The 21,078-nt window shown below is 58.1% G+C and carries 27 protein-coding genes; 18 read left to right on the top strand and 9 right to left on the bottom strand.

Annotation, left to right across the window (positions count from 1 at the left end; genetic code table 11):
* The first annotated feature begins 160 nt into the window (after window positions 1-160).
* Entirely contained in the window at window positions 161-1,153 is a 993-nt protein-coding gene (locus tag C7476_RS10140) for an adenosine kinase (protein ID WP_114429793.1), read from the top strand.
* Here the strand turns inward: C7476_RS10140 and C7476_RS10135 are convergent.
* From C7476_RS10135 to hrcA, 5 genes are all read right to left on the bottom strand, one after another.
* Complete coding sequence (locus C7476_RS10135; protein ID WP_114429792.1) at window positions 1,150-1,536, bottom strand: type II toxin-antitoxin system VapC family toxin; 387 nt, start codon at window positions 1,534-1,536, stop codon at window positions 1,150-1,152. The genes C7476_RS10140 and C7476_RS10135 overlap by 4 nt on opposite strands.
* Window positions 1,533-1,802, bottom strand: a complete 270-nt coding sequence (locus C7476_RS10130; RefSeq protein ID WP_114429791.1) for a type II toxin-antitoxin system Phd/YefM family antitoxin — start codon at window positions 1,800-1,802, stop codon at window positions 1,533-1,535. Before C7476_RS10130 ends, C7476_RS10135 begins: the two co-directional genes overlap by 4 nt.
* Before the next feature lie 44 nt (window positions 1,803-1,846).
* Window positions 1,847-2,500, bottom strand: coding sequence for a trimeric intracellular cation channel family protein (locus tag C7476_RS10125; protein WP_114429790.1), 654 nt, complete (start codon window positions 2,498-2,500; stop codon window positions 1,847-1,849).
* Between the two features lie 111 nt (window positions 2,501-2,611).
* On the bottom strand, window positions 2,612-3,325 hold the full coding sequence (gene grpE / locus C7476_RS10120; RefSeq protein ID WP_112529582.1) for a nucleotide exchange factor GrpE: 714 nt from the start codon (window positions 3,323-3,325) through the stop codon (window positions 2,612-2,614).
* A 74-nt stretch (window positions 3,326-3,399) separates the two neighbouring features.
* On the bottom strand, window positions 3,400-4,467 hold the full coding sequence (gene hrcA, locus C7476_RS10115) for a heat-inducible transcriptional repressor HrcA (protein ID WP_114429789.1): 1,068 nt from the start codon (window positions 4,465-4,467) through the stop codon (window positions 3,400-3,402).
* A 123-nt stretch (window positions 4,468-4,590) separates the two neighbouring features.
* On the opposite strand from hrcA, the gene rph reads away from it, so the two are divergent.
* Genes rph through C7476_RS10080 form a run of 7 tightly spaced genes read left to right on the top strand, consistent with a single transcriptional unit; the run spans window position 4,591 to window position 9,512 of the window.
* Complete coding sequence (gene rph, locus C7476_RS10110) at window positions 4,591-5,307, top strand: ribonuclease PH (protein ID WP_114429788.1); 717 nt, start codon at window positions 4,591-4,593, stop codon at window positions 5,305-5,307.
* 12 nt (window positions 5,308-5,319) lie between these two features.
* On the top strand, window positions 5,320-5,727 hold the full coding sequence (locus C7476_RS10105) for a VOC family protein (protein ID WP_114429787.1): 408 nt from the start codon (window positions 5,320-5,322) through the stop codon (window positions 5,725-5,727).
* Window positions 5,724-6,371, top strand: a complete 648-nt coding sequence (gene rdgB, locus C7476_RS10100; RefSeq protein ID WP_114429786.1) for an RdgB/HAM1 family non-canonical purine NTP pyrophosphatase — start codon at window positions 5,724-5,726, stop codon at window positions 6,369-6,371. The genes C7476_RS10105 and rdgB overlap by 4 nt, the downstream gene beginning before the upstream one ends.
* On the top strand, window positions 6,368-7,531 hold the full coding sequence (hemW, locus tag C7476_RS10095; protein ID WP_114429785.1) for a radical SAM family heme chaperone HemW: 1,164 nt from the start codon (window positions 6,368-6,370) through the stop codon (window positions 7,529-7,531). Before rdgB ends, hemW begins: the two co-directional genes overlap by 4 nt.
* Before the next feature lie 9 nt (window positions 7,532-7,540).
* Window positions 7,541-8,440: a 16S rRNA (cytidine(1402)-2'-O)-methyltransferase gene (gene rsmI / locus C7476_RS10090; protein ID WP_114429784.1), complete on the top strand. Its 900-nt coding sequence runs from the start codon at window positions 7,541-7,543 to the stop codon at window positions 8,438-8,440.
* The gene (locus C7476_RS10085; RefSeq protein WP_114429783.1) at window positions 8,437-8,802 is read left to right on the top strand and encodes a YraN family protein; all 366 of its coding nucleotides are present in this window, start codon (window positions 8,437-8,439) and stop codon (window positions 8,800-8,802) included. The genes rsmI and C7476_RS10085 overlap by 4 nt, the downstream gene beginning before the upstream one ends.
* Window positions 8,803-8,813: 11 nt before the next feature.
* Window positions 8,814-9,512: a methyltransferase family protein gene (locus C7476_RS10080; RefSeq protein WP_114429782.1), complete on the top strand. Its 699-nt coding sequence runs from the start codon at window positions 8,814-8,816 to the stop codon at window positions 9,510-9,512.
* Between the two features lie 50 nt (window positions 9,513-9,562).
* Here the strand turns inward: C7476_RS10080 and C7476_RS10075 are convergent, their stop codons facing one another.
* Window positions 9,563-9,958, bottom strand: a complete 396-nt coding sequence (locus tag C7476_RS10075; protein WP_114429911.1) for a VOC family protein — start codon at window positions 9,956-9,958, stop codon at window positions 9,563-9,565.
* Between the two features lie 343 nt (window positions 9,959-10,301).
* Between C7476_RS10075 and cysG the strand changes: the two genes are divergently transcribed.
* From cysG to C7476_RS10040, 7 genes are read left to right on the top strand one after another with little or no spacing between them, the layout of a single operon-like run.
* On the top strand, window positions 10,302-11,753 hold the full coding sequence (gene cysG, locus C7476_RS10070) for a siroheme synthase CysG (protein ID WP_114429781.1): 1,452 nt from the start codon (window positions 10,302-10,304) through the stop codon (window positions 11,751-11,753).
* A gap of 18 nt (window positions 11,754-11,771) precedes the next feature.
* Entirely contained in the window at window positions 11,772-12,080 is a 309-nt protein-coding gene (locus C7476_RS10065; RefSeq protein ID WP_114429910.1) for a DUF2849 domain-containing protein, read from the top strand.
* A gap of 18 nt (window positions 12,081-12,098) precedes the next feature.
* A complete protein-coding gene (locus tag C7476_RS10060) occupies window positions 12,099-13,769 on the top strand; it encodes a nitrite/sulfite reductase (protein WP_114429780.1) in 1,671 nt (556 codons plus the stop codon).
* Entirely contained in the window at window positions 13,759-14,514 is a 756-nt protein-coding gene (locus tag C7476_RS10055; protein ID WP_114429779.1) for a phosphoadenylyl-sulfate reductase, read from the top strand. The genes C7476_RS10060 and C7476_RS10055 overlap by 11 nt, the downstream gene beginning before the upstream one ends.
* Window positions 14,511-15,044, top strand: a complete 534-nt coding sequence (locus C7476_RS10050) for a DUF934 domain-containing protein (protein ID WP_114429778.1) — start codon at window positions 14,511-14,513, stop codon at window positions 15,042-15,044. The genes C7476_RS10055 and C7476_RS10050 overlap by 4 nt, the downstream gene beginning before the upstream one ends.
* Before the next feature lie 41 nt (window positions 15,045-15,085).
* Window positions 15,086-16,111, top strand: a complete 1,026-nt coding sequence (locus C7476_RS10045) for an NAD(P)/FAD-dependent oxidoreductase (protein WP_114429777.1) — start codon at window positions 15,086-15,088, stop codon at window positions 16,109-16,111.
* A 12-nt stretch (window positions 16,112-16,123) separates the two neighbouring features.
* On the top strand, window positions 16,124-16,471 hold the full coding sequence (locus C7476_RS10040) for a 2Fe-2S iron-sulfur cluster-binding protein (protein ID WP_112551609.1): 348 nt from the start codon (window positions 16,124-16,126) through the stop codon (window positions 16,469-16,471).
* Here C7476_RS10040 and C7476_RS10035 read toward each other — a convergent pair.
* Together C7476_RS10035 and C7476_RS10030 are read right to left on the bottom strand one after the other, a co-directional pair.
* Window positions 16,468-17,037: a L,D-transpeptidase gene (locus C7476_RS10035; RefSeq protein ID WP_114429776.1), complete on the bottom strand. Its 570-nt coding sequence runs from the start codon at window positions 17,035-17,037 to the stop codon at window positions 16,468-16,470. The two genes, C7476_RS10040 and C7476_RS10035, sit on opposite strands and share 4 nt — an antisense overlap.
* Before the next feature lie 130 nt (window positions 17,038-17,167).
* Window positions 17,168-18,106 carry a nucleoside hydrolase gene (locus C7476_RS10030; RefSeq protein WP_114429775.1) on the bottom strand — a complete coding sequence of 313 codons (939 nt, stop codon included), beginning with the start codon at window positions 18,104-18,106 and terminating at the stop codon, window positions 17,168-17,170.
* Window positions 18,107-18,240: 134 nt separating this feature from the next.
* Here C7476_RS10030 and C7476_RS10025 point away from each other — a divergent pair, with 134 nt between their 5' ends.
* The 3 genes from C7476_RS10025 to C7476_RS10015 all read left to right on the top strand — a co-directional run bounded on the left by C7476_RS10025 (window position 18,241) and on the right by C7476_RS10015 (window position 20,187).
* Window positions 18,241-18,663: an Hsp20 family protein gene (locus C7476_RS10025; RefSeq protein ID WP_112529546.1), complete on the top strand. Its 423-nt coding sequence runs from the start codon at window positions 18,241-18,243 to the stop codon at window positions 18,661-18,663.
* A 143-nt stretch (window positions 18,664-18,806) separates the two neighbouring features.
* Complete coding sequence (locus C7476_RS10020; RefSeq protein ID WP_425373962.1) at window positions 18,807-19,064, top strand: BQ00720 family protein; 258 nt, start codon at window positions 18,807-18,809, stop codon at window positions 19,062-19,064.
* Window positions 19,065-19,218: 154 nt separating this feature from the next.
* On the top strand, window positions 19,219-20,187 hold the full coding sequence (locus C7476_RS10015) for a complex I NDUFA9 subunit family protein (protein WP_114429774.1): 969 nt from the start codon (window positions 19,219-19,221) through the stop codon (window positions 20,185-20,187).
* A gap of 4 nt (window positions 20,188-20,191) precedes the next feature.
* On the opposite strand, the gene C7476_RS10010 is transcribed toward C7476_RS10015, so the two are convergent.
* Window positions 20,192-20,998 (bottom strand): undecaprenyl-diphosphate phosphatase, encoded by an 807-nt coding sequence (locus C7476_RS10010; protein ID WP_114429773.1) that lies wholly within the window; start codon window positions 20,996-20,998, stop codon window positions 20,192-20,194.
* Window positions 20,999-21,078: the final 80 nt, after the last annotated feature.

Below are 21,078 nucleotides of genomic sequence, written 5' to 3'. Positions count from 1 at the left end.
GGTCGCTCTCCAAGGTTTCCGGGTTGCGGACATAGGGGCAGTTTGCCGGTGAGACAAGGCAACACACCAAAGAAGGGGTAGTCAACCGGCTGCCGACGCGCTAGGACAGGCGCCAAAATAACCGCCAACAGGTACCGAACAGTCCAATCCCGGAGTTTTCATGTCCAGCTTTGACGTGCTTTGCATCGGCAATGCCATTGTCGATATCATTGCCCGCACCGATGATGAGTTCATCGTCAAGAACGGCATCATCAAGAACGCCATGAACCTGATCGATGCCGATCGCGCGGAGTTTCTCTACGAGCGCATGGGTCCGGCGATCGAAGCGTCCGGCGGAAGTGCCGGCAACACCGCCGCTGGCGTCGCCAGTCTCGGCGGGCGTGCGGCTTATTTCGGCAAGGTAGCCGACGATCTGCTTGGCCATGTCTTCACCCATGATATTCGTTCGCAGGGTGTTGCCTTCGATACCCGTGTCTTGAATTCGCCGCCGCCCACCGCGCGCTCGATGATCTTCGTCACCCCGGATGGTGAGCGCTCGATGAACACCTATCTCGGTGCCTGCGTCGAGCTTGGACCGGAAGATGTTGAAAGTTCCAAGGTTTCCGAAGCCAAGGTCACCTATTTCGAGGGCTATCTTTGGGATCCGCCCCGGGCCAAGGAAGCAATCCGCCTGTCGGCGAAGATCGCGCATGAGTATGGGCGCGAAGTGTCGATGACGCTATCAGACCCATTCTGCGTCGATCGCTATCGCGAGGAGTTCCTCGAACTGATGCGCTCCAGCACGGTCGACATCGTCTTTGCCAATGAGGCGGAATTGAAGTCGCTATATCAGACCGATGATTTTGAAAAGGGCCTCGAACTCATCCGCAGGGATTGCAAACTTGCAGCCGTAACCCGGTCCGAGAAGGGCTCGGTCGTGGTCTCGAAGGATGAAACCGTGGCGGTTCCGGCGATCGAGATTGCCGAATTGGTCGACACGACCGGCGCTGGCGATCTTTATGCTGCCGGCTTCCTGTTCGGGTATACGAGTGGCCGGTCCTTGACGGATTGTGCTAAACTCGGTTCGCTGGCCGCAGGTCTCGTCATTCAGCAGATCGGTCCGCGCCCACAGCAGAACCTGAAAGCGGCTGCCGAGCAAGCCGGATTGCTCTAGGAGTTGATCGCCATCGGATGAGCCACAAGCGCGCGATCTGTCGTGACAAGGCGCAAGTCTTCGACCTGGCATTGCGCCAGCAACAGCCGGTCAAAAGGATCACGTGTCAGGGGCTCGGGTTCAACGGCGAGCAAAGTGTGGTGCTCGTTGATTGCAATGAGTTCGATACCAATGCTCGTCAACAGACTTGGCAATGCTTTGAGAGGGGGCGTCAGCTGGAGTTTTCCGAGCCGCCGCTTGATCGCGATTTCCCACAGACTGGCCACGCTCACGTAGAATTCACCGGTCGGATCGACGAGCAAGCTGCGGATTCCGGGAGTAAACCTGTCCAGCTGCTGTTCTATAATAGCCAGCAGAATATGAGTATCCAATAATACTCTCATGCGTCTGGCGGCAGAGGCCCAAGGAGAAAATCTTCTGGCAATGGCTCGTCGAAATCGTCCGCAATAAAGGGCACAATCGTCCTGATGCCGTGGGTTTTCTTGAATTCGTCAATCGCCTCCAACCGCAGCCCCTTTCGAGGCTTGTGCGGCACGAGATCAAACGCCGGGCGGCCATTACGCGTGACCACAATGGTTTCGCCCTTTTCGACCTGCCGGGCAAGCTCGGTCAGGCGATTCTTTGCGTCCCGGATCGATACAGTTGTCATGAGTCGATTGTGGCTACATGTAGCTCTTTTGTCAATGTATAGTCTTACTCAGAACGGATATAACCCTCGCGCTTCAACTCTTCCGGTGTGCGACCGGGCTTGTGATACGTCGGCAGCGCCCAGCCGAAATAAAGCGCACCGCCGCGTACGGCAAACGCAGCAAGCGCCGCGACGAGGGCTGATATCCCTGGACCAGCGGCGACGCTGTGCAGCACAATGTATGTAACCGACCCGGCGAGAGCGGCGGTCACATAGATCTCGCGCCGCATGAGCACGGAGGGTTCTCCCGATATGATATCGCGCAGAATTCCACCAAAGGTCGCGGTCATAATTCCGGTAACGATCGCAATCGTCGAGTCGAAGCCCAGTGCCAGGCTTTTGGCCGCGCCGATAACGCTGTAAGCGGCAAGACCGAGCGCATCGAGCCAAAGCAGAACGCGGTAGCGTGATTCAAGCAGATTGGCGGAAAAGTAGACGAGAATGGCTGCCGCAGCGCAGACCATAAGATTCCCGGGATCCTCGACCCAGAACACCGGTACGCCAAGGATCAAGTCGCGCAATGTGCCACCGCCGATGCCGGTGACGGCGGCGAGAAACACGAAGGCGATGATATCGAGCTGACGACGCGATGCCGCCAAAGCCCCCGTCGCGGCAAAGACGAAGATACCGGCATAGTTGAAGAGCTGGATCATGGTCATCGGCAGTTCCCCCTGCGCCGTTCATTGGGCCACGATAGTGTATGGCGGTGAAATGAAAAGAGCCACATTCCGCTTGGAAATGTGGCTCCCAAAGCTGATCTGATAATCGGATCAGGCGTCTTTTTCTGCCTGCGGATTGATCGGGCCAGGTTCAGGCTGACCTTCGGCAGATGCCTGTTTTGGACCGCCTTTTGATACGCCGACAAGCGCCGGACGCAGCATGCGGTCACCGATGACGAAGCCGCTCTGCGCAACTTGTAGCACCGTGTTGTGCGGCACGTCGGCATTTGGAATTTCGAACATCGCCTGATGGAAATTGGGATCGAATTTCTGGCCCAGGGGATCCAGTTTCTTGACGCCATGGCGTTCCATTGCCGACATAAGCGAACGCTCTGTGATCTCGACACCTTCAGCGAGGGTCTTGAACCCTGCATCGCCACTTGCCAGCACATCGGCAGGGATGGCCTCCAGGGCACGCTTCAGATTGTCGGAAACGGAGAGCATGTCGCGAGCGAAATTGGCGACCGAATAGGCACGCGCATCGTGGACATCGCGCGCGGTACGCTTGCGCAGATTTTCCATGTCGGCGGCAAGCCGCAACAGCTGGTCCTTCAGGTCGCCGTTCTCGGCGCGCAATTTATCAAGTTCGGCCCAGTTGTTGGCATTTGCCTCCATCTCGTCGTCCTGAGCGAGGGCATATTCTTCAGCTTTGCGTGATTTGAGAAAATCATCGGCAGCGCGCTTCAGCGCATCGCGATCGCGCGGATTCTTCAGGTCGCGCTGGTCGAGATCGGGAGTGTCGTGATTTTTCTTGTCTTCAGCCATGTATCCTGTCCATTCATTATTCGTAAGTTGCGCTGGATATCGAGGTTTAGGCCATAAAAATCAAGTGCAAATGACTATCTCAAGAGGCGCGAGACGAGCTGGGCGGTATAATCTACCATGGGTACGATACGCGCATAATTCAGTCGTGTCGGGCCAATGACACCGAGTGCTCCGATGATCCGCTGTTCAGAATCGCGGTAGGGCGCGATAACCAGCGATGAGCCGGAAAGCGAAAACAGCTTGTTCTCCGAGCCGATGAAGATGCGCACCCCCGGCCCGGCTTCCGCCAGATCAAGCAGCTGCAGCGTGCCCTCTTTCGTCTCGAGATCATCGAAGAGGTGCCGCAAGCGATCAAGGTCCGCTTCAGCGTTGACGGACTCAAGCAGATTGCCCCGCCCGCGCACGATCAGCCGTGCCGGCTGGCCGCCGCCATCGCCGCCCCAGATGGCGAGCCCCTGTTCGACCAGATGTTGCGAGAGGGCGTCAAGCGCCTGCTGGGTTTCTTCCTTCAGCCGGGCGATTTCCTGCCGCGCCTCGGTGATGGTGCGACCTTGAATGTGCGCATTGAGGAAATTCGAGGCTTCGATCAATTGCGATGGCGTCACGCCAACCGGCAGATCGATCACACGGTTTTCGACATCACCGCTCTGCGTGACCAGTACGGCGAGAGCCCTTGTCGGTTCGAGCCTGACGAACTCGATATGCTTGAGCGCACCTTCCGCCTTTGCCGCGAGGACCAGCCCCGCCCCGCGCGACATGCCGGAAAGTATCTGGCTCGCCTGCGTCAGCACGCTTTCGGCGGACTGCGTTTCCCCGGCCCTGACCTGCGCCTCGATGGAATTGCGTTCGGACTTGGAAAGGTCACCAACTTCCATGAACGCATCGACGAAAAAGCGCAGGCCGATCTGGGTCGGCAAGCGGCCGGCGGATATATGCGGCGCATAAACCAGGCCGAGATGCTCGAGATCGCTCATCACATTGCGGATCGTCGCCGGAGACAACGACACGGGCAGGATGCGCGACAGATTGCGTGAACCCACCGGCTCGCCATCGCCGAGGTAACTCTCTACGATGCGCCGGAAAATATCGCGCGACCGCTGGTCGAGCGATTGCAATGTGTCCGGAACAACGGTCCTGTTCATCGTGCCTCGTACTTCCGTTCTTTATGTCTTGATATAAGCATTCTCTGCGCAATCATCAAAGCCTTTGCTTCATCACCCCATCACGGTTAAAAGGCCCAGAACACATCAACAAGAGGTCTATCCATGCGTCACTCCAAGCGAGCCCCCGACGAAATGCGCGCCATTTCCTTTGAGCGCGGCGTTTCCAAACATGCCGAGGGCTCGTGCCTGGTCAAGTTCGGCGACACGCACGTCTTGTGCACTGCCAGCCTCGAGGAAAAAGTGCCGGGCTGGATGCGCAACACCGGGAAAGGCTGGGTGACGGCGGAATATGGCATGCTGCCGCGCTCAACCGGCGATCGCATGCGCCGCGAAGCTTCCTCCGGCAAGCAGGGCGGACGCACGCTGGAAATCCAGCGGCTGATCGCCCGCTCGCTGCGCGCGGTCGTCGACCTGCAGGCGCTTGGCGAAGTGCAGATTACCGTCGATTGCGATGTCATTCAGGCCGACGGCGGCACTCGCACGGCCGCGATTACCGGCGGCTGGGTTGCGCTGCACGAATGTCTGCGCTGGATGGAAATGCGCCAGATGCTGAAGGTGGAAAAGGTACTGAAGGATCATGTCGCGGCCATTTCCTGCGGCATTTCCAACGGCACCCCTGTGATCGATCTCGATTATCTCGAGGACTCGACCGCGCAGACAGACGCCAATTTCGTCATGACCGGCAAGGGTGGTATCGTCGAAGTACAGGGAACTGCCGAAGGTGAGCCCTTCTCCGAAGAGGAATTGCTGTCGCTGATGGGTCTTGCCCGCAACGGCATCAACCGTTTGGTTTCCCTGCAGAAAATGGCCGTCAGCTAACGGGGTTTCACCATGCAGCCCTCGGGAATATTGGAAACAGCGCTTTATGTGACCGATGTCGAAACGGCTGCGCGATTCTACGGCGATGTGCTCGGGCTTGAATGCATCCTGCGGGCGGGCGAAGAATCCGTGTTCTTCCGCTGTGGTGCCGGCGTGCTGATCCTGTTTGACGTGGAAAAACTGAAGGAACGCCCGAAAGGTGGTTTGCCGATACCCTCGCATGGTGCCACGGGTCCGGGTCATGTCTGCTTTCGCGCGACCCGGGATGAAATCGCCGGATGGAAATCCCATCTTGAAGCGCATGGCGTTGCCATCGAAAGCGAATTCGACTGGCCGAATGGTGCGCACTCGCTGTATTTCCGCGATCCGTCGGGCAACTCGATCGAATTTGCCGAACCGAAATTATGGAATTTGAAATGAAGACACTCGAAAAAGGCAAGCTGCTTGTCGCCAGTCACAACCAGGGCAAGATCAAGGAAATGATCGACCTGCTCGGTCCGTTCGGCTTTGAAGTAGTCTCGGCAAAGGATATCGGTCTGCCCGAACCGGATGAAACCGGCACGACTTTTGAAGAGAACGCCTATATCAAAGCCTTCGCCGCCGCCAAGGCGACCGGTCTTGTGGCGCTTTCCGATGATTCCGGCCTTTGCGTTGACGCGCTGGGCGGCAAACCGGGTGTCTATACGGCCAATTGGGCGCAATTGCCCGATGGCAAGCGCGACTTTGCCCATGGCATGCAAAAGGTTGAAGCCGAACTGCAGCAAGCGGGCGCTAATGCGCCTGAAAAACGCAGCGGCCGTTTCGTTTCGGTCATTTGCCTTGCATGGCCGGATGGTGAAGCCAATTACTATCGCGGCGAGGTGGAAGGCGAGCTTGTCTGGCCGCCGCGCGGTACCGCGGGTTTCGGCTTCGATCCGGTGTTCAAACCGGAAGGCCACGACGTGACGTTCGGCGAAATGACGGCGGAACAAAAGCATGGCTGGAAGCCTGGCGACAAGGACGCGCTGTCGCATCGCGCGCGCGCCTTCCAGCATTTTGCCAAAGATTGTCTGGACTTGGGATGAACCAGTCCGACAGAGGCGAGGCCGGATTCGGCGTCTATGTCCATTGGCCGTTCTGCATGGCCAAATGCCCGTACTGCGACTTCAATTCGCATGTCAGGCATCAAGCTGTTGATCAACCGCGCTTTGCCGCAGCCTTCGCACGCGAAATGGCGACAATGCGGGAACGGACCGGATCGCGCACGGTTTCGAGCATTTTTCTCGGCGGTGGCACACCCTCGCTGATGCAGCCGGAAACCGTGGCATCCGTTCTCAACGAGATTTCACGCAATTGGCATGTGCCAGACGATATCGAGATCACGCTTGAAGCCAATCCGACGAGCGTTGAAGCCGACCGTTTCCGGGGTTACCGCGCCGCCGGCGTGAATCGTGTTTCGCTTGGCGTTCAGGCCCTCAACGATCCCGATTTGCGTCGCCTCGGCCGGATGCACAATGTCGAGGAGGCGCTAGCCGCGATCAAACTGGCGCGGGAGATTTTTCCCCGGCTCTCGTTCGACCTGATCTATGCGCGGCCCGACCAGACGATTGCCGCATGGCGCGACGAACTGGCGAAGGCTATCTCCTATGCCGCGGACCATCTGTCGCTCTATCAATTGACCATTGAAGAAGGGACGCCGTTCTATAACCTCTGGAAAGCCGGCAAGCTGGTGACGCCGGATGGTGATCATGCAGCAATGCTCTATCAGGAGACGCAAGAGGTCACGGCCCGGTATGGCCTGCCCGCCTATGAAATTTCCAATCACGCCGCGCCGGGTGCGGAGTCGCAGCACAATCTCGTCTATTGGCGGTACGGCGAATATGTCGGCATCGGACCGGGCGCACATGGCCGCTTCATCGAGAACGGCACGCGAGCCGTGACTATCACCGAACGTCACCCGGAAACCTGGGCGCAGAAGGTCGAAGCTATCGGTCACGGAGTGGTTGAAGAAGAATTGCTGACGCGTGAACAGGAGGGCGATGAATTCCTGCTGATGGGATTGCGTCTCGTCGAGGGTATCGACCTTTCCCGTTACGAACGCCTGACCGGACACAGCGTCAAGGAAAGCCGTGTGATTTCCTTGGCCGAACAGGGCCTCATCGAATATATCGGCAATAGCCGCATCCGCACGACGTCCGAAGGTGCAATCGTGCTCAATGCGGTCATCGCTGATCTCGCAGCTTAAGGAAGATACTTGTCCGAAGGGGAAGCAAAAGGGCGGGACTATCAGATTGGCAGCGCGTCGTTCCGCGCCCGGCCGCTGGAGCCGGCGCTTTATATCGTGGCGACACCGATCGGCAATCTCGGCGATATGACCATTCGCGGGATCGAAACCTTGGCCGCTGCGGATGTCATCGCTTGCGAGGACACGCGCGTCAGCCGCGTTTTGCTCGATAGATATGGCATTTCGCGGCGTCCCTATGCCTATCACGAACACAATGCGGATATGGCGGGACCCAAGCTGATCGAAGCGCTGCTGGCGGGTAAAAGCGTGGCTTTGATTTCCGATGCGGGCACGCCGCTAGTCTCCGATCCGGGCGGGCGTCTGGTGCCGGAAGCCAAGGCAGCAGGCATTCGCGTCGTACCGATCCCGGGCGCATCCTCGGTTCTGGCGGCGCTCACGGCGTCTGGTCTGTTCAAGGATGCCTTTCATTTTGCCGGCTTCCTTTCGTCCAAACAGGGCCAACGCCGCGCCAAGCTTGAACAATTGAAGTCGCTCGATGCGACACTGGTGTTCTTTGAATCGCCCAATCGCGCAGCGGCGACCCTGACCGACATGGTCGAGGTGTTCGGCCCGGAGCGGCAGGCCTCGCTGTGCCGTGAGCTGACCAAGACCTACGAGACGATAGTCACCCTGCCACTCAAGGAGCTGGCAGCGGAATACGACGGTGAAGATCGGATAAGGGGTGAGGTAGTGCTGGTCATCGCTCCTCCCCCCGAAGATGAGCACGTGCCTCGAAGCGACGATGATATCGACGCGCTGTTGCGTGCACTCAGCCTTGAAATGTCTCCCGCCAAGGCTGCTGGTGAGGCCTCGCGCATGACCGGACGACCGAAAGGCGAGCTGTATCAGCGGCTGCTGGCGATGAAATGACAGGGTCCGGCAAGCGCCACAAGGCCTACCGTCGCGGCCATTCCGCCGAGCGCCTTGCTGCACTTGCCCTGATGCTGAAGGGTTATCGCATTATCGGCCGCCGCTATCGCACGAAACTCGGAGAGATCGACCTGATCGCGCGGCGTAAGGATGTCGTGCTCATCGTCGAGGTCAAGGCTCGAACAACACTTGAGCAGGCGATGGATTCGGTCAACGTTCTGACCATGCGCCGTATCGAAGCCGCTGCCGATCTGTGGCTCGCGCGCCAACCAGACCATTCCCGCCTCTCTCTTCGTTTCGATCTTGTTGCTATCCTGCCATGGCGCTGGCCAGTGCACGTGCCTGCGGTGTTTACGAGCTAAGGAGAAATAGCATGGCGACGCAACAATTTGACCTCGAAAAACTGCGCAAAACGGCAATCGGGGGATGCATCAAGGCCTTGGTGGTATTGGTGCTCCTGGTGCATGTTCCCGCCTGGTCCTTAAGCTTCTGGCAGGGGTGGCTTTATCTGGTTGTCTTCACGCTATGCATGTTCTGGCTGACATTCTATTTTCTCAAGCATGATCCGGCGCTTGTTGCCAGCCGGCAGAAAGCCGGTGCGGGCGCCGAACGTGAAACTTCGCAGAAATGGATTCAGGGCGCGGCCAGCGTGGTTGGCCTCCTGATGTACATTGTACCGGGAATAGAGCGCCACTTTACCGGACTACCCTTGCCGGTTTGGCTCGTCATCTTGGCTGACATCCTTGTCGTCGTCGGATTCTGGATCATGTTTCTGGCCTTACGCGAAAATGGACACGCGTCGAGTATCATCGAGGTGAAATCCGGGCAGAACGTTATCTCCAGCGGCCCTTACGCTTTGGTGCGTCATCCCATGTACTCGGGCGCAGTCATGTTTTTTCTGGCAACGCCTTTGGCGCTTGGTTCGCTCTGGGCGCTTCCCGTTGCGATCCTCTTGAGCATCGTCATCGCCATACGATTGCTTGATGAAGAACGTTATCTGAAAGCAAATCTATCGGGGTATGATGCCTATTGCGGCAAGGTGAAGTCGCACCTCATCCCCGGTATCTGGTAAAATGCAATCGGCCGCCCTCGCATGAGGAGGGTCGATTGCTGCAGACCTTCCTACTGTGCGGACATGTCCATGTACGCGACTTCCCAAACATGACCATCGATGTCCTGGAAGCTGCATCCATACATGAAACCGAGATCCTGAACTGGCTTCCACGGCTTGCCGCCTGCGCCAAGCGCCTTGGCCAGCATGTCGTCCACTTCCGCACGGCTCCCGGCAGAAAGCGCGATCAGCACTTCCTGTGCCTTGGTGGCGTCGCTGATATCGTTGTTGATGAAATCCCGAAACCGATCCTCCTCCATGAGCATGGCGAATATGTTCTCCTCGATCACCATGCAGGCGGTTTTGTCGTCAGAAAAATCGGGATTGAAACTGAATCCCAAAGCGGCAAAGAAGGCCCGTGTAGCCTCTATCTTCTTGACTGGCAGGTTCACGAAAATCATGCGCATGAAATAAATCTCCTCTTCGTTCAGCGGCTTTCCTATAGAGGACGAAGGAAGGTTGCGCGATGCGACATTGGCAATAACAAAAAATAACTTGCATTTGCCTGCTAACACGATAAATCTGGTCGTGTATCGACGCTCGCGGATACAGACAAATGAAGCAGTCGTGCTTTGCCTTCCAGAGGCGATGGCGGGGCGTGCGTCCTTTTGAACCCATGGAATGCGAATCCTCTTGTTCCGGCATTTTCAGAAATTCCATGCTCACCCGCGACAATCGGCGCATTTCTGTTCCTTATAAAACGAAGACGGATCATGGATAATCCCCGGAACCATCGGGATACCCTTGATTATGTCTATCCGTTCCAGCCAGCTATCCGTCTTTCCAGCCTTCTTCCGCGTGCGGAATGAAGTGCTTGTCGTTGTTGGCAACGGTGAGGAAGCCTTGAACAAGGCGCGGCTTTTAGGCCAGACCAACGCTACCATTCGGGTAATCGCTGCTGAGCCTGAGCCTGAACTTGCCGCTTTCCTGCGTGACGGCAGCTACGAACACATCGCGACAAAATTTGCTCCCAAGCAACTGACCGGCGCAAAGCTGGTCTTCGTCGCCACTGGCGACGAAGACCAGGATGCGGAGATCGCCGATGAAGCGCGCCGCCAGCACATTCCGGTCAACGTCGTTGACCGCCCCGACCTTTGCGATTTCTTCACGCCCGCCATCGTCAATCGCGCACCGCTCGCCATTGCCATCGGTTCGGAAGGCACCGGCCCCGTGCTGACGCAGATGATCCGCGCCCGCATCGACGCCGCCTTCTCGCCGCGACTCGGCGATCTTGCGCGCCTTGCCAATGCCTATCGCCCTGTGGTCGAGAAACTGGTCAGGAAAGGCCTGCCCCGCCGCCTGTTCTGGCGCTCGTTCTTTTCCGGCGATGTCGCCAGCAAGATTTACAACAATGATCTGACAGGCGCCCACCAGGCGGCAGCCGGTCTTCTCGATGATCAGGCCGCCCCTAAGGGCTACGTCTGGCTTGTCGGCGCGGGACCCGGCGCGGAAGACCTTCTGACACTGCGCGCGCACCGCGTCCTCATGGAGGCGGACGTTATCGTCTATGACGCGCTGGTGCCGGAAGCGGTCGTTGCCATGGGCCGCCGCGATGCGACCCGGCTCTCCGTCGGCAAGCGCAAGGGTTGCCACACCAAGAGCCAGAGCGAAATCAATGATCTGCTCGTCACGCTGGGCCGTGCAGGCAAGCGTGTCATTCGCCTGAAGTCGGGTGATCCTTTGGTCTACGGCCGTGCAGGTGAAGAAATGGCCGCCTTGCGCGACGCCGGCATTGCCTTCGAGATCGTCCCCGGCATCACTTCAGCCTTTGCTGCTGCAGCGGATATGCAACTGCCTCTGACCCTGCGCGGTGTCGCATCCTCCCTCGTCTTCACCACGGGTCATGACATGGCGGGCGAAGTTCTGCCCGACTGGGCGCGCCTTGCCATTTCCGGCGCGACCATCGCCGTCTACATGGGCCGTAGCGTCGCTGCTTCCGTTGCCGAACGGCTGATGCAGGCGGGGCTTCATGCCGATACCGGCGTTGCCGTTATCGAGAACGCCGGCCGTGCAGACCGGCGCATGTTCCATGGCACGCTCAATGATTTGCCGGCGCTGGAACAGCGCGACGATCTTGACGGCCCGGTCATGGTCATCATCGGCGACGCGGTTGCCGGCGCTGCGATCGACAAGGCCGAACCTCTTTCCGCCAATGCAAAGAATTCCGTGGAGCAGCACCACCTTGAACCCAATGCTGCATAACTGCGAAGGATGAAGATCATGAGCGTTAAAGTCTTGACTGCAAACCGCCTGACCGATGGCGAAGTTGTATGGCTCGGCGCCAATGGCGAGTGGCTGGAGCATATCGATGGAGCGTTGATCGCGCGTCACGCGGAAGCCGTCAGTGCGCTGGAAGAAGCCGGCAAGTCCGCCATCAAGTCCAACCTCGTCATCGACGTGAATGTCATCGACGTCGAAGAGCGCGGCACAGATCTATATCCGGTCCGCCTGCGTGAGCGCATCCGTCAGCTCGGACCCACTATTCGCCTCGACCTCGGCAAACAGGCTGAAAAGCCTAAAGCTGCTTGAAACTCGAAAGACCGCAGTATGTATCGTTATGATGAGTTTGATCACGCGTTCGTCTCCGCTCGCGTTGAACAGTTCAAGGATCAGGTGGAGCGCCGTCTTTCCGGCGAGCTGACGGAAGAGCAGTTCCGGCCGCTGCGGCTGATGAATGGCGTCTATCTACAGTTGCACGCGTATATGCTGCGTGTCGCGGTTCCTTATGGCACGCTGTCCAGCCGCCAGATGCACAAGCTCGCCCATATCGCCCGACACTATGATCGCGGCTATGGCCACTTCACCACGCGCCAGAACATCCAGTACAATTGGCCTGCGCTCAAGGATATTCCAGCAGTTCTCGACGAGCTCGCCTCGGTGGAAATGCATGCGCTGCAGACCTCGGGCAACTGCATTCGCAACGTGACCGCCGATCATTTTGCCGGCGCCGCCGCCGATGAGGTCGGGGATCCTCGTCCCTACGCCGAGATCCTTCGCCAGTGGTCGTCGATGCACCCGGAATTCTCCTATCTGCCGCGGAAATTCAAGATCGCCGTGACCGGCGCTGACCGCGATCGCGCTGCGATCCAGGTTCACGATATCGGTCTGCATCTGAAGAAGAACGAAGCCGGTGAACTCGGATTTGCCGTTTATGTCGGCGGTGGCCAGGGCCGCACGCCGATGGTCGCCAAGAAAATCCGCGATTTCCTGCCCGTCGAGGATTTGCTGACCTACACGACAGCCATCGTGCGCGTTTACAACCTTAGTGGACGTCGGGATAACAAGTACAAGGCGCGTATCAAGATCCTCGTGCATGAGACCGGGACCGAAGAAATCACCCGCCAGATCGAGGCCGAATGGCAGGCGATCAAGGAAACCGATCTCAAACTGCCGCAGCAGGACGTCGATGCCATCGACACCTACTTTGCGCCGCCAAATTTGGTCCAGCGCCCAGAAGGCTGGTCCGGGCTTGCGGCCGCGCGCAAGGCGGATCATGCATTCTCCGCCTGGGTCGACCAGAACGTGACGCCGCACAAGAACCCCGATTACGGCGTCGTGACCATTTCGCTGAAGCCAATCGGCGGTATTCCGGGCGATGCCACCGACGCGCAGATGGATCTGGTTGCCGATATCGCCGAGAAATTCTCCTATGACGAGATCCGCGTCAGTCACGAGCAGAACCTTGTTCTGCCGCATGTGGCAATTGCCGATCTGCGCATCGTTTACGATCTGCTTTTGACGGATGGTCTGGCAACGGCCAATGCCGGCCTGATTACAGATATCATCTCCTGCCCGGGTCTCGACTATTGTGCTCTGGCGACGGCGCGTTCAATCCCCGTCGCGCAGCGCATTTCCGAACGCTTCGGCAATCCGGAGCGTCAGGCAGATATCGGCGAACTCAAGCTGAAGATTTCCGGATGCATCAATGCCTGCGGTCATCATCATGTCGGCCACATCGGCATTCTCGGCGTCGAGAAGAAAGGTGAAGAGCTCTATCAGATCTCCCTCGGTGGCTCGGGCGACGAGATTTGCACGATCGGTGACATCACCGGCCGCGGCTTTTCCTCGGAAGAAATCGTCGATGCAATCGAGACAATCGTCGACCGTTATCTCGAAATCCGAACCGACAAGGAAGAGACCTTCCTTGCCACCTACCGGCGCGTGGGCGCGGCACCGTTCAAGGATGCGCTCTATAGCGAGGTTGCAAATGCAGCTTGAGATCAATGACCAGACCGTGGCGGATGAGGCGCGTGCGCTTCAGGCCCGCTACGGCAATCTGGAGCCGATGGACGTCATCGAGCTTGCGGTCGATCACCTCTTCAACGAGGAGATCGCCGTCGTTTCCTCTTTCGGCGCTGACAGCGCGGTGATGCTGCACATGATCGCGCAGATCGACCGCGCAACGCCGGTGCTTTTCCTTGAGACCGGCAAGCATTTTCCGGCAACGCTGCGCTACCGCGACCAGCTCATCGCCGAGCTCGGCATGACGGACGTGCATGATATCCACCCGCTGAAGCAGAGCCTCAAGGATGAGGACCCGTTCGGCGCGCTGTCGATGACCAACAAGGATCGCTGCTGCTATATCCGCAAGGTCGAGCCGATGGCCCGCGCCGTCGCGCCCTACCGCGCATGGATGACCGGCCGCAAGCAGTTCCAGGCATCGACGCGTACGGCACTGCCCGTGTTCGAGGCTGTGGGGGCGCGTGTCCGCATCAACCCGCTTGCGCACTGGACCTCCGCCGATCTCAAGGCATATATGGCCGAGCATGATTTGCCGCCGCATCCGTTGGTCGCCGAAGGCTACCGGTCGATCGGCTGCATGCCCTGCACCTTGCCGGTCAAGGACGGCGAAGATGATCGCGCTGGCCGTTGGGCTGGCTCCGACAAGACCGAGTGCGGCATTCACCTGACGGGACTTACCGACGAACTGAGCAACATCTCGCTGACGGATTCGAGTTTATGAGTGACATTGAACAACCTGCGGGTGAGCTTTGGGGCCGCGAAGGGTTCCGCGAGGATCCCTACGTTACGGCCGAAACGCTGGAGGAAGCCGGCGATGCACCTGCTGTGATCCTGCCGCTGGTCGCATGGCTCGGTCTCACCGAAGAGATTCGCAACGCCTCCAATCGCAAGATCGGGGTTCTGGTCGCCCCGGGTGAAAGCATCGAGCCGCTATTGCCATTGCTGGATAGTATCCCGGTGATTGCGCTGCAGTTTCCGGCTTTCAACGATGGGCGCTCCTATTCGAAGGCCGAGCTGATCAAGAACCAGCATCATTTCAAGGGTGAGTTGCGCGCCGTTGGGGATGTTTTGATCGATCAGGTCGCCTATATGCTGCGCACCGGCTTCGACACGATGAAGGTCAACCATGCGGTGACACTGAACCGTCTTGCCGGCCATAATCTTCACGATGTTCCCGGTTACTACCAGCCGGGACGAGGCTCGCACACAGTGTCCGGCACCTATAGCTGGCGCCGCGTTCCCGGGGCGTGAACTCCACAACAACTCGAATTTGCTACCTAGAAGGCACCTTTATGTCCGAATTGATTGAAACAGATGTGGTTATTGTCGGCGCCGGTCCGGTTGGTCTCTTTGCCGTGTTCGAGCTCGGTTTGCTCGACCTGCGCGCCCATGTGATCGATATTCTCGATCGTTCGGGCGGCCAGTGTGCCGAGCTCTATCCGGAAAAGCCGATCTACGATATCCCCGGTTTGCCGGAAGTCACCGGACAGGACCTGACCACCAATCTCTTGAAGCAGATCGCGCCTTTTGATCCGCAGTTCCATTTTTCCACCATGGTCACCGCGCTCGAGAAGCTCGAGGACGGACGTTTCCGCGTGGAGACCGATGCGGACGAGGTTTTCATCACCAAGGTCATCGTCATCGCGGCCGGTGGCGGTTCCTTTCAGCCCAAGCGCCCGCCTGTGCCGGAAATCGAGCTGTATGAGGGCGTCAGCGTTCACTACGCGGTGCGCAAGATCGAGGCTTTCCGCGGCCACGACGTGGTTATCGTCGGTGGCGGCGACAGCGCCCTCGACTGGACGCTCAACCTCGAGCCTGTGGCCAAATCGGTGACCCTCGTGCATCGCCGGCCGGAATTCCGCGCCGCCCCCGACAGCGTCAACAAGATGTGGGCGCTGGAAAAGGACGGCCGCGTCAAGTTCCGCATGGGGCAGGTCAGCGGTCTGGAAGGCGCCGACGGCCAATTGTCGAAGGTCATCCTCAAGGGCGCCGAAGGCGAAGAAATCCTCGACGCCGGGCGTCTGCTGCCGTTCTTCGGCCTGACGATGAAGCTCGGTCCGATTGCCGATTGGGGCCTCAATCTCGATCAGAACCTGATTGCCGTCGATACGGAGAAATTCGAAACCTCCGAGCCAGGTATCTTCGCGATTGGCGATATCAACACCTATCCCGGCAAGTTGAAGCTGATCCTCTCCGGCTTTCATGAAGCTGCTCTGATGAGCCAGGCTGCCAAACGTATTGTTTCGCCAGGCGAACGGATCATCTTCCAGTATACAACGTCATCCACCTCCCTGCAGAAGAAACTGAAGGCGGCATAGGTAACAACCCTGATGAGCTCAGAGTCCCTCTATATCCACGTCACCGATCAGCACGGCAAACGCCATACGCTGGAAGCCCTCGAAGGCTTCCGCGTCATGGAAGTCATTCGCGATTGGGGGCTCGACATCAAGGCGGAATGCGGCGGCGCCTGCGCCTGCGGTACATGCCATGTCTATGTCGATCAGGACTGGTCGGAAAAGCTCTTTGAACCCCTTGACGAGGAAGTCGACCAGCTCGACGTGACCTTTCACGTCGAGGACAATTCTCGTCTTTCCTGCCAGCTCATAATGACTGCAGAGCTCAATGGTCTCGAAATCACCCTGGCTCCCGATACCCAGCGGGAGAGCGTCGCAGCCTAGATTACAACGACGCGCGCGCCAACCGGCACCCGCGCATACAGGTCCATGACGTGTTCGTTGACCATGCGGATGCAACCATTGGAGACAGCACGTCCTATCGTCCACGGCTCCGTTGTTCCGTGAATGCGATAATGCGTGTCGCGGCCATTGCGATAAAGATAAAGCGCGCGTGCACCTAGCGGATTATGGGGACCGCCTGCGACACCACCGGCGTAGCGCGCATATTTTTCCGGCTGACGCCTGATCATACCGTTCGTCGGGATCCAGCGCGGCCATTTCGCCTTGCGGCCGACTTTCGCGACGCCATGGAAGACCCGGCCAGCTCGTCCGACCCCAACGCCATAACGCCTTGCGGTGAAACTGTCTTCGATCAGGTAAAGGAACCGGCCACGAGGGTCGATCACCACTGTGCCCGGCGCATAGGGTGAATCGTACGATACATATTGTGGGCTGAATACCGGATTGATGACAAAGATTTTCTTCTTCTTTGGCGCCGCTGCCAGTGCAGCCTGCGGCGCCAACGCCGCTGCAAGTATACCGGTAAGAACACCGCGCCGTGTCAGCATATCAAACCCCAAGTTCTCTGCTGTCCATCCTTTGGACACTACTCGCTCAGGGGGATTTTGTCCGAGAATTACTTATTGATGGTTTACGTGATTTCAACTTTCCGTGAATAAACAACAGGATAGGTCACGATTACGGCAGGCGCGCGACGCGTTCGGTCAAGAGATCGAAGAAACCTTCATCGTCGACATGGCGGATATAGAGTGCGTTCTTCGGACGGTCGGTCACCCCCCACCAATCGACGACGGTCATGCCGAGCGTCAAGTCGTTTGTAGCGTCGACGACGACGTTGCAATACCTGCCCCGGTAGAGCTCCGGCTTCATCACGTAGGCGATGACATTCGGATCATGCAGCGGACCGCCATCCCGGCCGTACTTTTCCTCGTCGAACCGTTCAAAGAATTCCAGAAGGGCAACGGAGGCATCGCCGGCCCTTGTTCCCATTGCACGGAAACGCTCGATACGCTTGGCGGTGGTCAGAGTCTTGTGGGTTACGTCGAGCGGCAGGATGATCACGGGAACGCCCGACCGGAGCACGATCTGCGCCGCATGCGGATCCACATAGATATTGAACTCCGCTGTCGGGGTAATATTGCCGCCTTCGAAGAACCCGCCGCCCATAAGAACGATTTCCTTAATCCGGGGTGCAAGTTCCGGAGCGCGAATCAGGACTTGGGCAATGTTGGTGAGGGGCCCAAGTGCGCAGAGCGTAACACTTCCCGTTTGCTCCTTGCGTAAAGTCTCGATGATGAAATCGACCGCGTGCTGATCTTGCAGCAGCATCGCCGGTTCCGGCAGATCAGGGCCATCAAGCCCCGTCTTTCCGTGCACGTGTTCAGCCGTGACCAGCGGGCGCATCAAAGGGCGATCGGCGCCGGCAAAGACTCGCGCGTCAGGGCGGCCGGCAAGCTCGCAGATCTTCCGTGCGTTCAATTCGGTCAAGGCGAGTGACACATTGCCGGCGACAACCGTCACTCCAAGGACTTCCAGTTCCGGGCTGGCGAATGCCAGAAGGATTGCGAGAGCATCATCTTGGCCGGGATCGGTGTCGATTATGATTTTACGCGTCATTTCTTACTTTCTTTAGGCCTTAAACCGGCACTCTCTTGAAGTCTGCAGTTCAATCGCCATATCAATGAACAGAAGTGAAATGCCTTAACATCACGGGTTTTGCTTTTAGGTCGCTTTTCTCAAGGACTGCACAAATGACACGAATGACACCGTTTTCAAGCCCCTTGTTGCTTGGTTTCGATTCGATGGAAAAGACGCTGGAGCGTATCGCCAAGTCCGGCGACGGCTATCCGCCTTATAATATCGAGCGTATCCGCGGCAACAATGACCGTGAACAGCTTCGAATTATTCTCGCCGTTGCGGGTTTCTCCAATGACGACCTCGAAGTGACCACGGAAGACAATCAGTTGATCATTCGCGGCAGGCAGGCCGAAGAAGAGACCCGAGAATATCTGCATCGTGGTATTGCCGCACGTCAGTTCCAGCGCATCTTCGTTCTTGCCGATGGAATGCGCGTCAGCGCCGCCACTTTGAAGAATGGGCTTCTGTCGATCGATCTCGATCGGCCGGAACCCGAACGACTGGTCAAGCGCATCAATATTGCGGTTCAGGACTAGCCCCATGATCCCAAAATCAATTTCGATTTTGGACAGGACCATGGGTAATTGAAAGTGCTACTGCGACCAAGCGGACGCGTGGCGCAGTAGAAGCTCTAACTGGACGGGGCCTAAGAATGGACTGTCCGAACATGGAGGCTATTATGCAAACCACCGATCACAAGAATCTCCTGACCGAGCTTGAATTTGCCCGCCTTGGCGCTGGCCAGGTGGCTTATATGCGCAAAGTCAAAACCGATGAGCTCGCTACGAGCTTTCCGGCGCTCCCGCCGATGACGCCGGGGATTGAACTTTGGGCCCTTTTTGCGGCCAATGGCGAGCCGATCGTGCTTTCCGATGAACGCGACAATGTGCTTGTCGGCGCGCAGGAACACGAATTGCGCACCGTGATGTTGCAGTAATCAATCAAAGCGCGTGGTTCGGCTGCTTTTGCCGGCCACGCATCTGCATATAGCGCGGCAACGCGCCGCGAACTTTGAGCTCCATTCCCCTTTGCGCCGTCGACAAAACGCATTAAACAGCATCTGTTGCCCGCTTGCATTTTAGGAGAGCTCGATGACAATCATCAAGCCAAAACTCGTCACCGTTTTCGGAGGCTCCGGCTTTATCGGTCGTCATGTCGTGCGTGCGCTGACCAAGCGTGGCTACCGCGTTCGGGTTGCCGTGCGCCATCCCGATCTCGCATTCGATCTGCAGCCGCTTGGCGGTGTCGGCCAGATCCAGGCCGTACAGGCAAATCTGCGTAATCGTGCTTCGATCGATCGTGCGGTTGCCGGTTGCGATCATGTGATCAACCTTGTGGGGCTGCTGTTCGAAGGCGGCAAGCAGAAGTTCAGCGCGGTACACGATTTCGGTGCCCGCGCGGTCGCGGAAGCCGCCCGTGCGGCAGGCGTCCCCCTTACCCACATGTCGGCGATTGGCGCTGACCCTCGTTCTCATTCCGCCTATGCCAGCACCAAGGGCCGTGCCGAGGCAGCCATCCACGATACGCTTCCGGATGCCATTATCATTCGCCCGTCCATCGTCTTCGGGCCTGAGGACAATTTCTTCAACAAATTTGCCGGCATGGCGCGCATTTCGCCCTTCCTGCCGCTGATCGGCGGTGGCCACACCAGGTTCCAGCCGGTCTATGTCGGCGATGTTGCCGAAGTCTTTGCGCGTTCGGTCGATGGCACCTTGCAGCCAGGCAAAGTCTATGAACTTGGCGGCGGTGAAGTCCTGACGTTCAGGAAGTGCCTCGAAGAAATGCTGCGTGTCATTGGCCGCAAGCGTATGTTCGTATCAATACCGTTCTGGATCGCCAGAATTCAGGGCTCTATCCTTGGCTATCTGCCAAAGCCACCGCTGACACGCGATCAAGTCGTGCTCCTGCAGCATGACAACGTGGTTTCCAACGCTGCTATGGAAGAAGGGCGCACCCTCGAAGGGCTTGGCATCCGGCCGCAGACGATCGAGACGATCCTGCCGTCATATCTCTGGCGTTTCCGGAGCCACGGACAGTATTCCAGCCAGACACCCGCCTGACGGTCTAGCGCATGAGGATCAGCGCGACCAATCCGAGCGTCCCGACGACCAGCCGCCACCATGCGAACAATGCAAAACCGTGGCGCGAGACATAGTCCAGCAGATAGCGGACGACAAATACGCCCGCGATGAAGGCTGCTATGAATCCCACAACGATCAGCGACGCATCGTTGAAGGTCAGTATGTGGCGGTTCTTGAAGAGGTCGTAGGCGAAGGCGCCGGCCATCGTCGGCATCGCCAGGAAGAATGAAAACTCGGCTGCCGAGCGCTTGTCCGTTCCGAGCAGCAGGGCTCCAACGATTGTCGCCCCGGAACGCGACGTACCGGGAATCATGGCAAAACACTGGATCAAGCCGATCTTGAAGCAGAGACCCAACGGATAATCCATGACATTGGTATAGCGCGGCTTCAGTTCGACCCGGTCGACCCAGAGCAGGATCAGCCCGCCGATGATGAGCATCACGCAGATCAGCATGGGCGATTCAAACAGCACGGTCTTGATGACGTCATGGGCGAGCGCCCCGACGACTGCTGCCGGGAGGAAGGCGATAAGCACGCCAGCGACGAAACGGCGGGCTTTCGGATCGGTTGGGAGATCGCGCGCAATCTTCACGAGACGGCCGAAATAGACGCTCAGGATCGCCAGAATCGCGCCGAGCTGTATCAACACCTCGAATGTCTTGCCGTTCGATTCGAAGCCGAGGAAATGACCCGCGAGCAACAGATGCCCCGTCGAGGACACCGGCAGGAATTCGGTTATTCCTTCCAGCAAGCCAAGAAAGGCCGCTTCGACAATCGTCTGTGTTTCCATAATTACCGCTTTCTTGATGGGTGCCGGCTGGGAGATAAACCGGCTGTTGGTGAAATCCTGTTTACTTGTCTCGTGCTAAG

This window comes from Phyllobacterium bourgognense (assembly GCF_003337575.1).
Classification (GTDB): Bacteria; Pseudomonadota; Alphaproteobacteria; order Rhizobiales; family Rhizobiaceae; genus Phyllobacterium; species Phyllobacterium bourgognense.
Note: the sequence above shows the minus strand (reverse complement) of the source record. Positions and strands in the feature narration are given on the sequence as shown.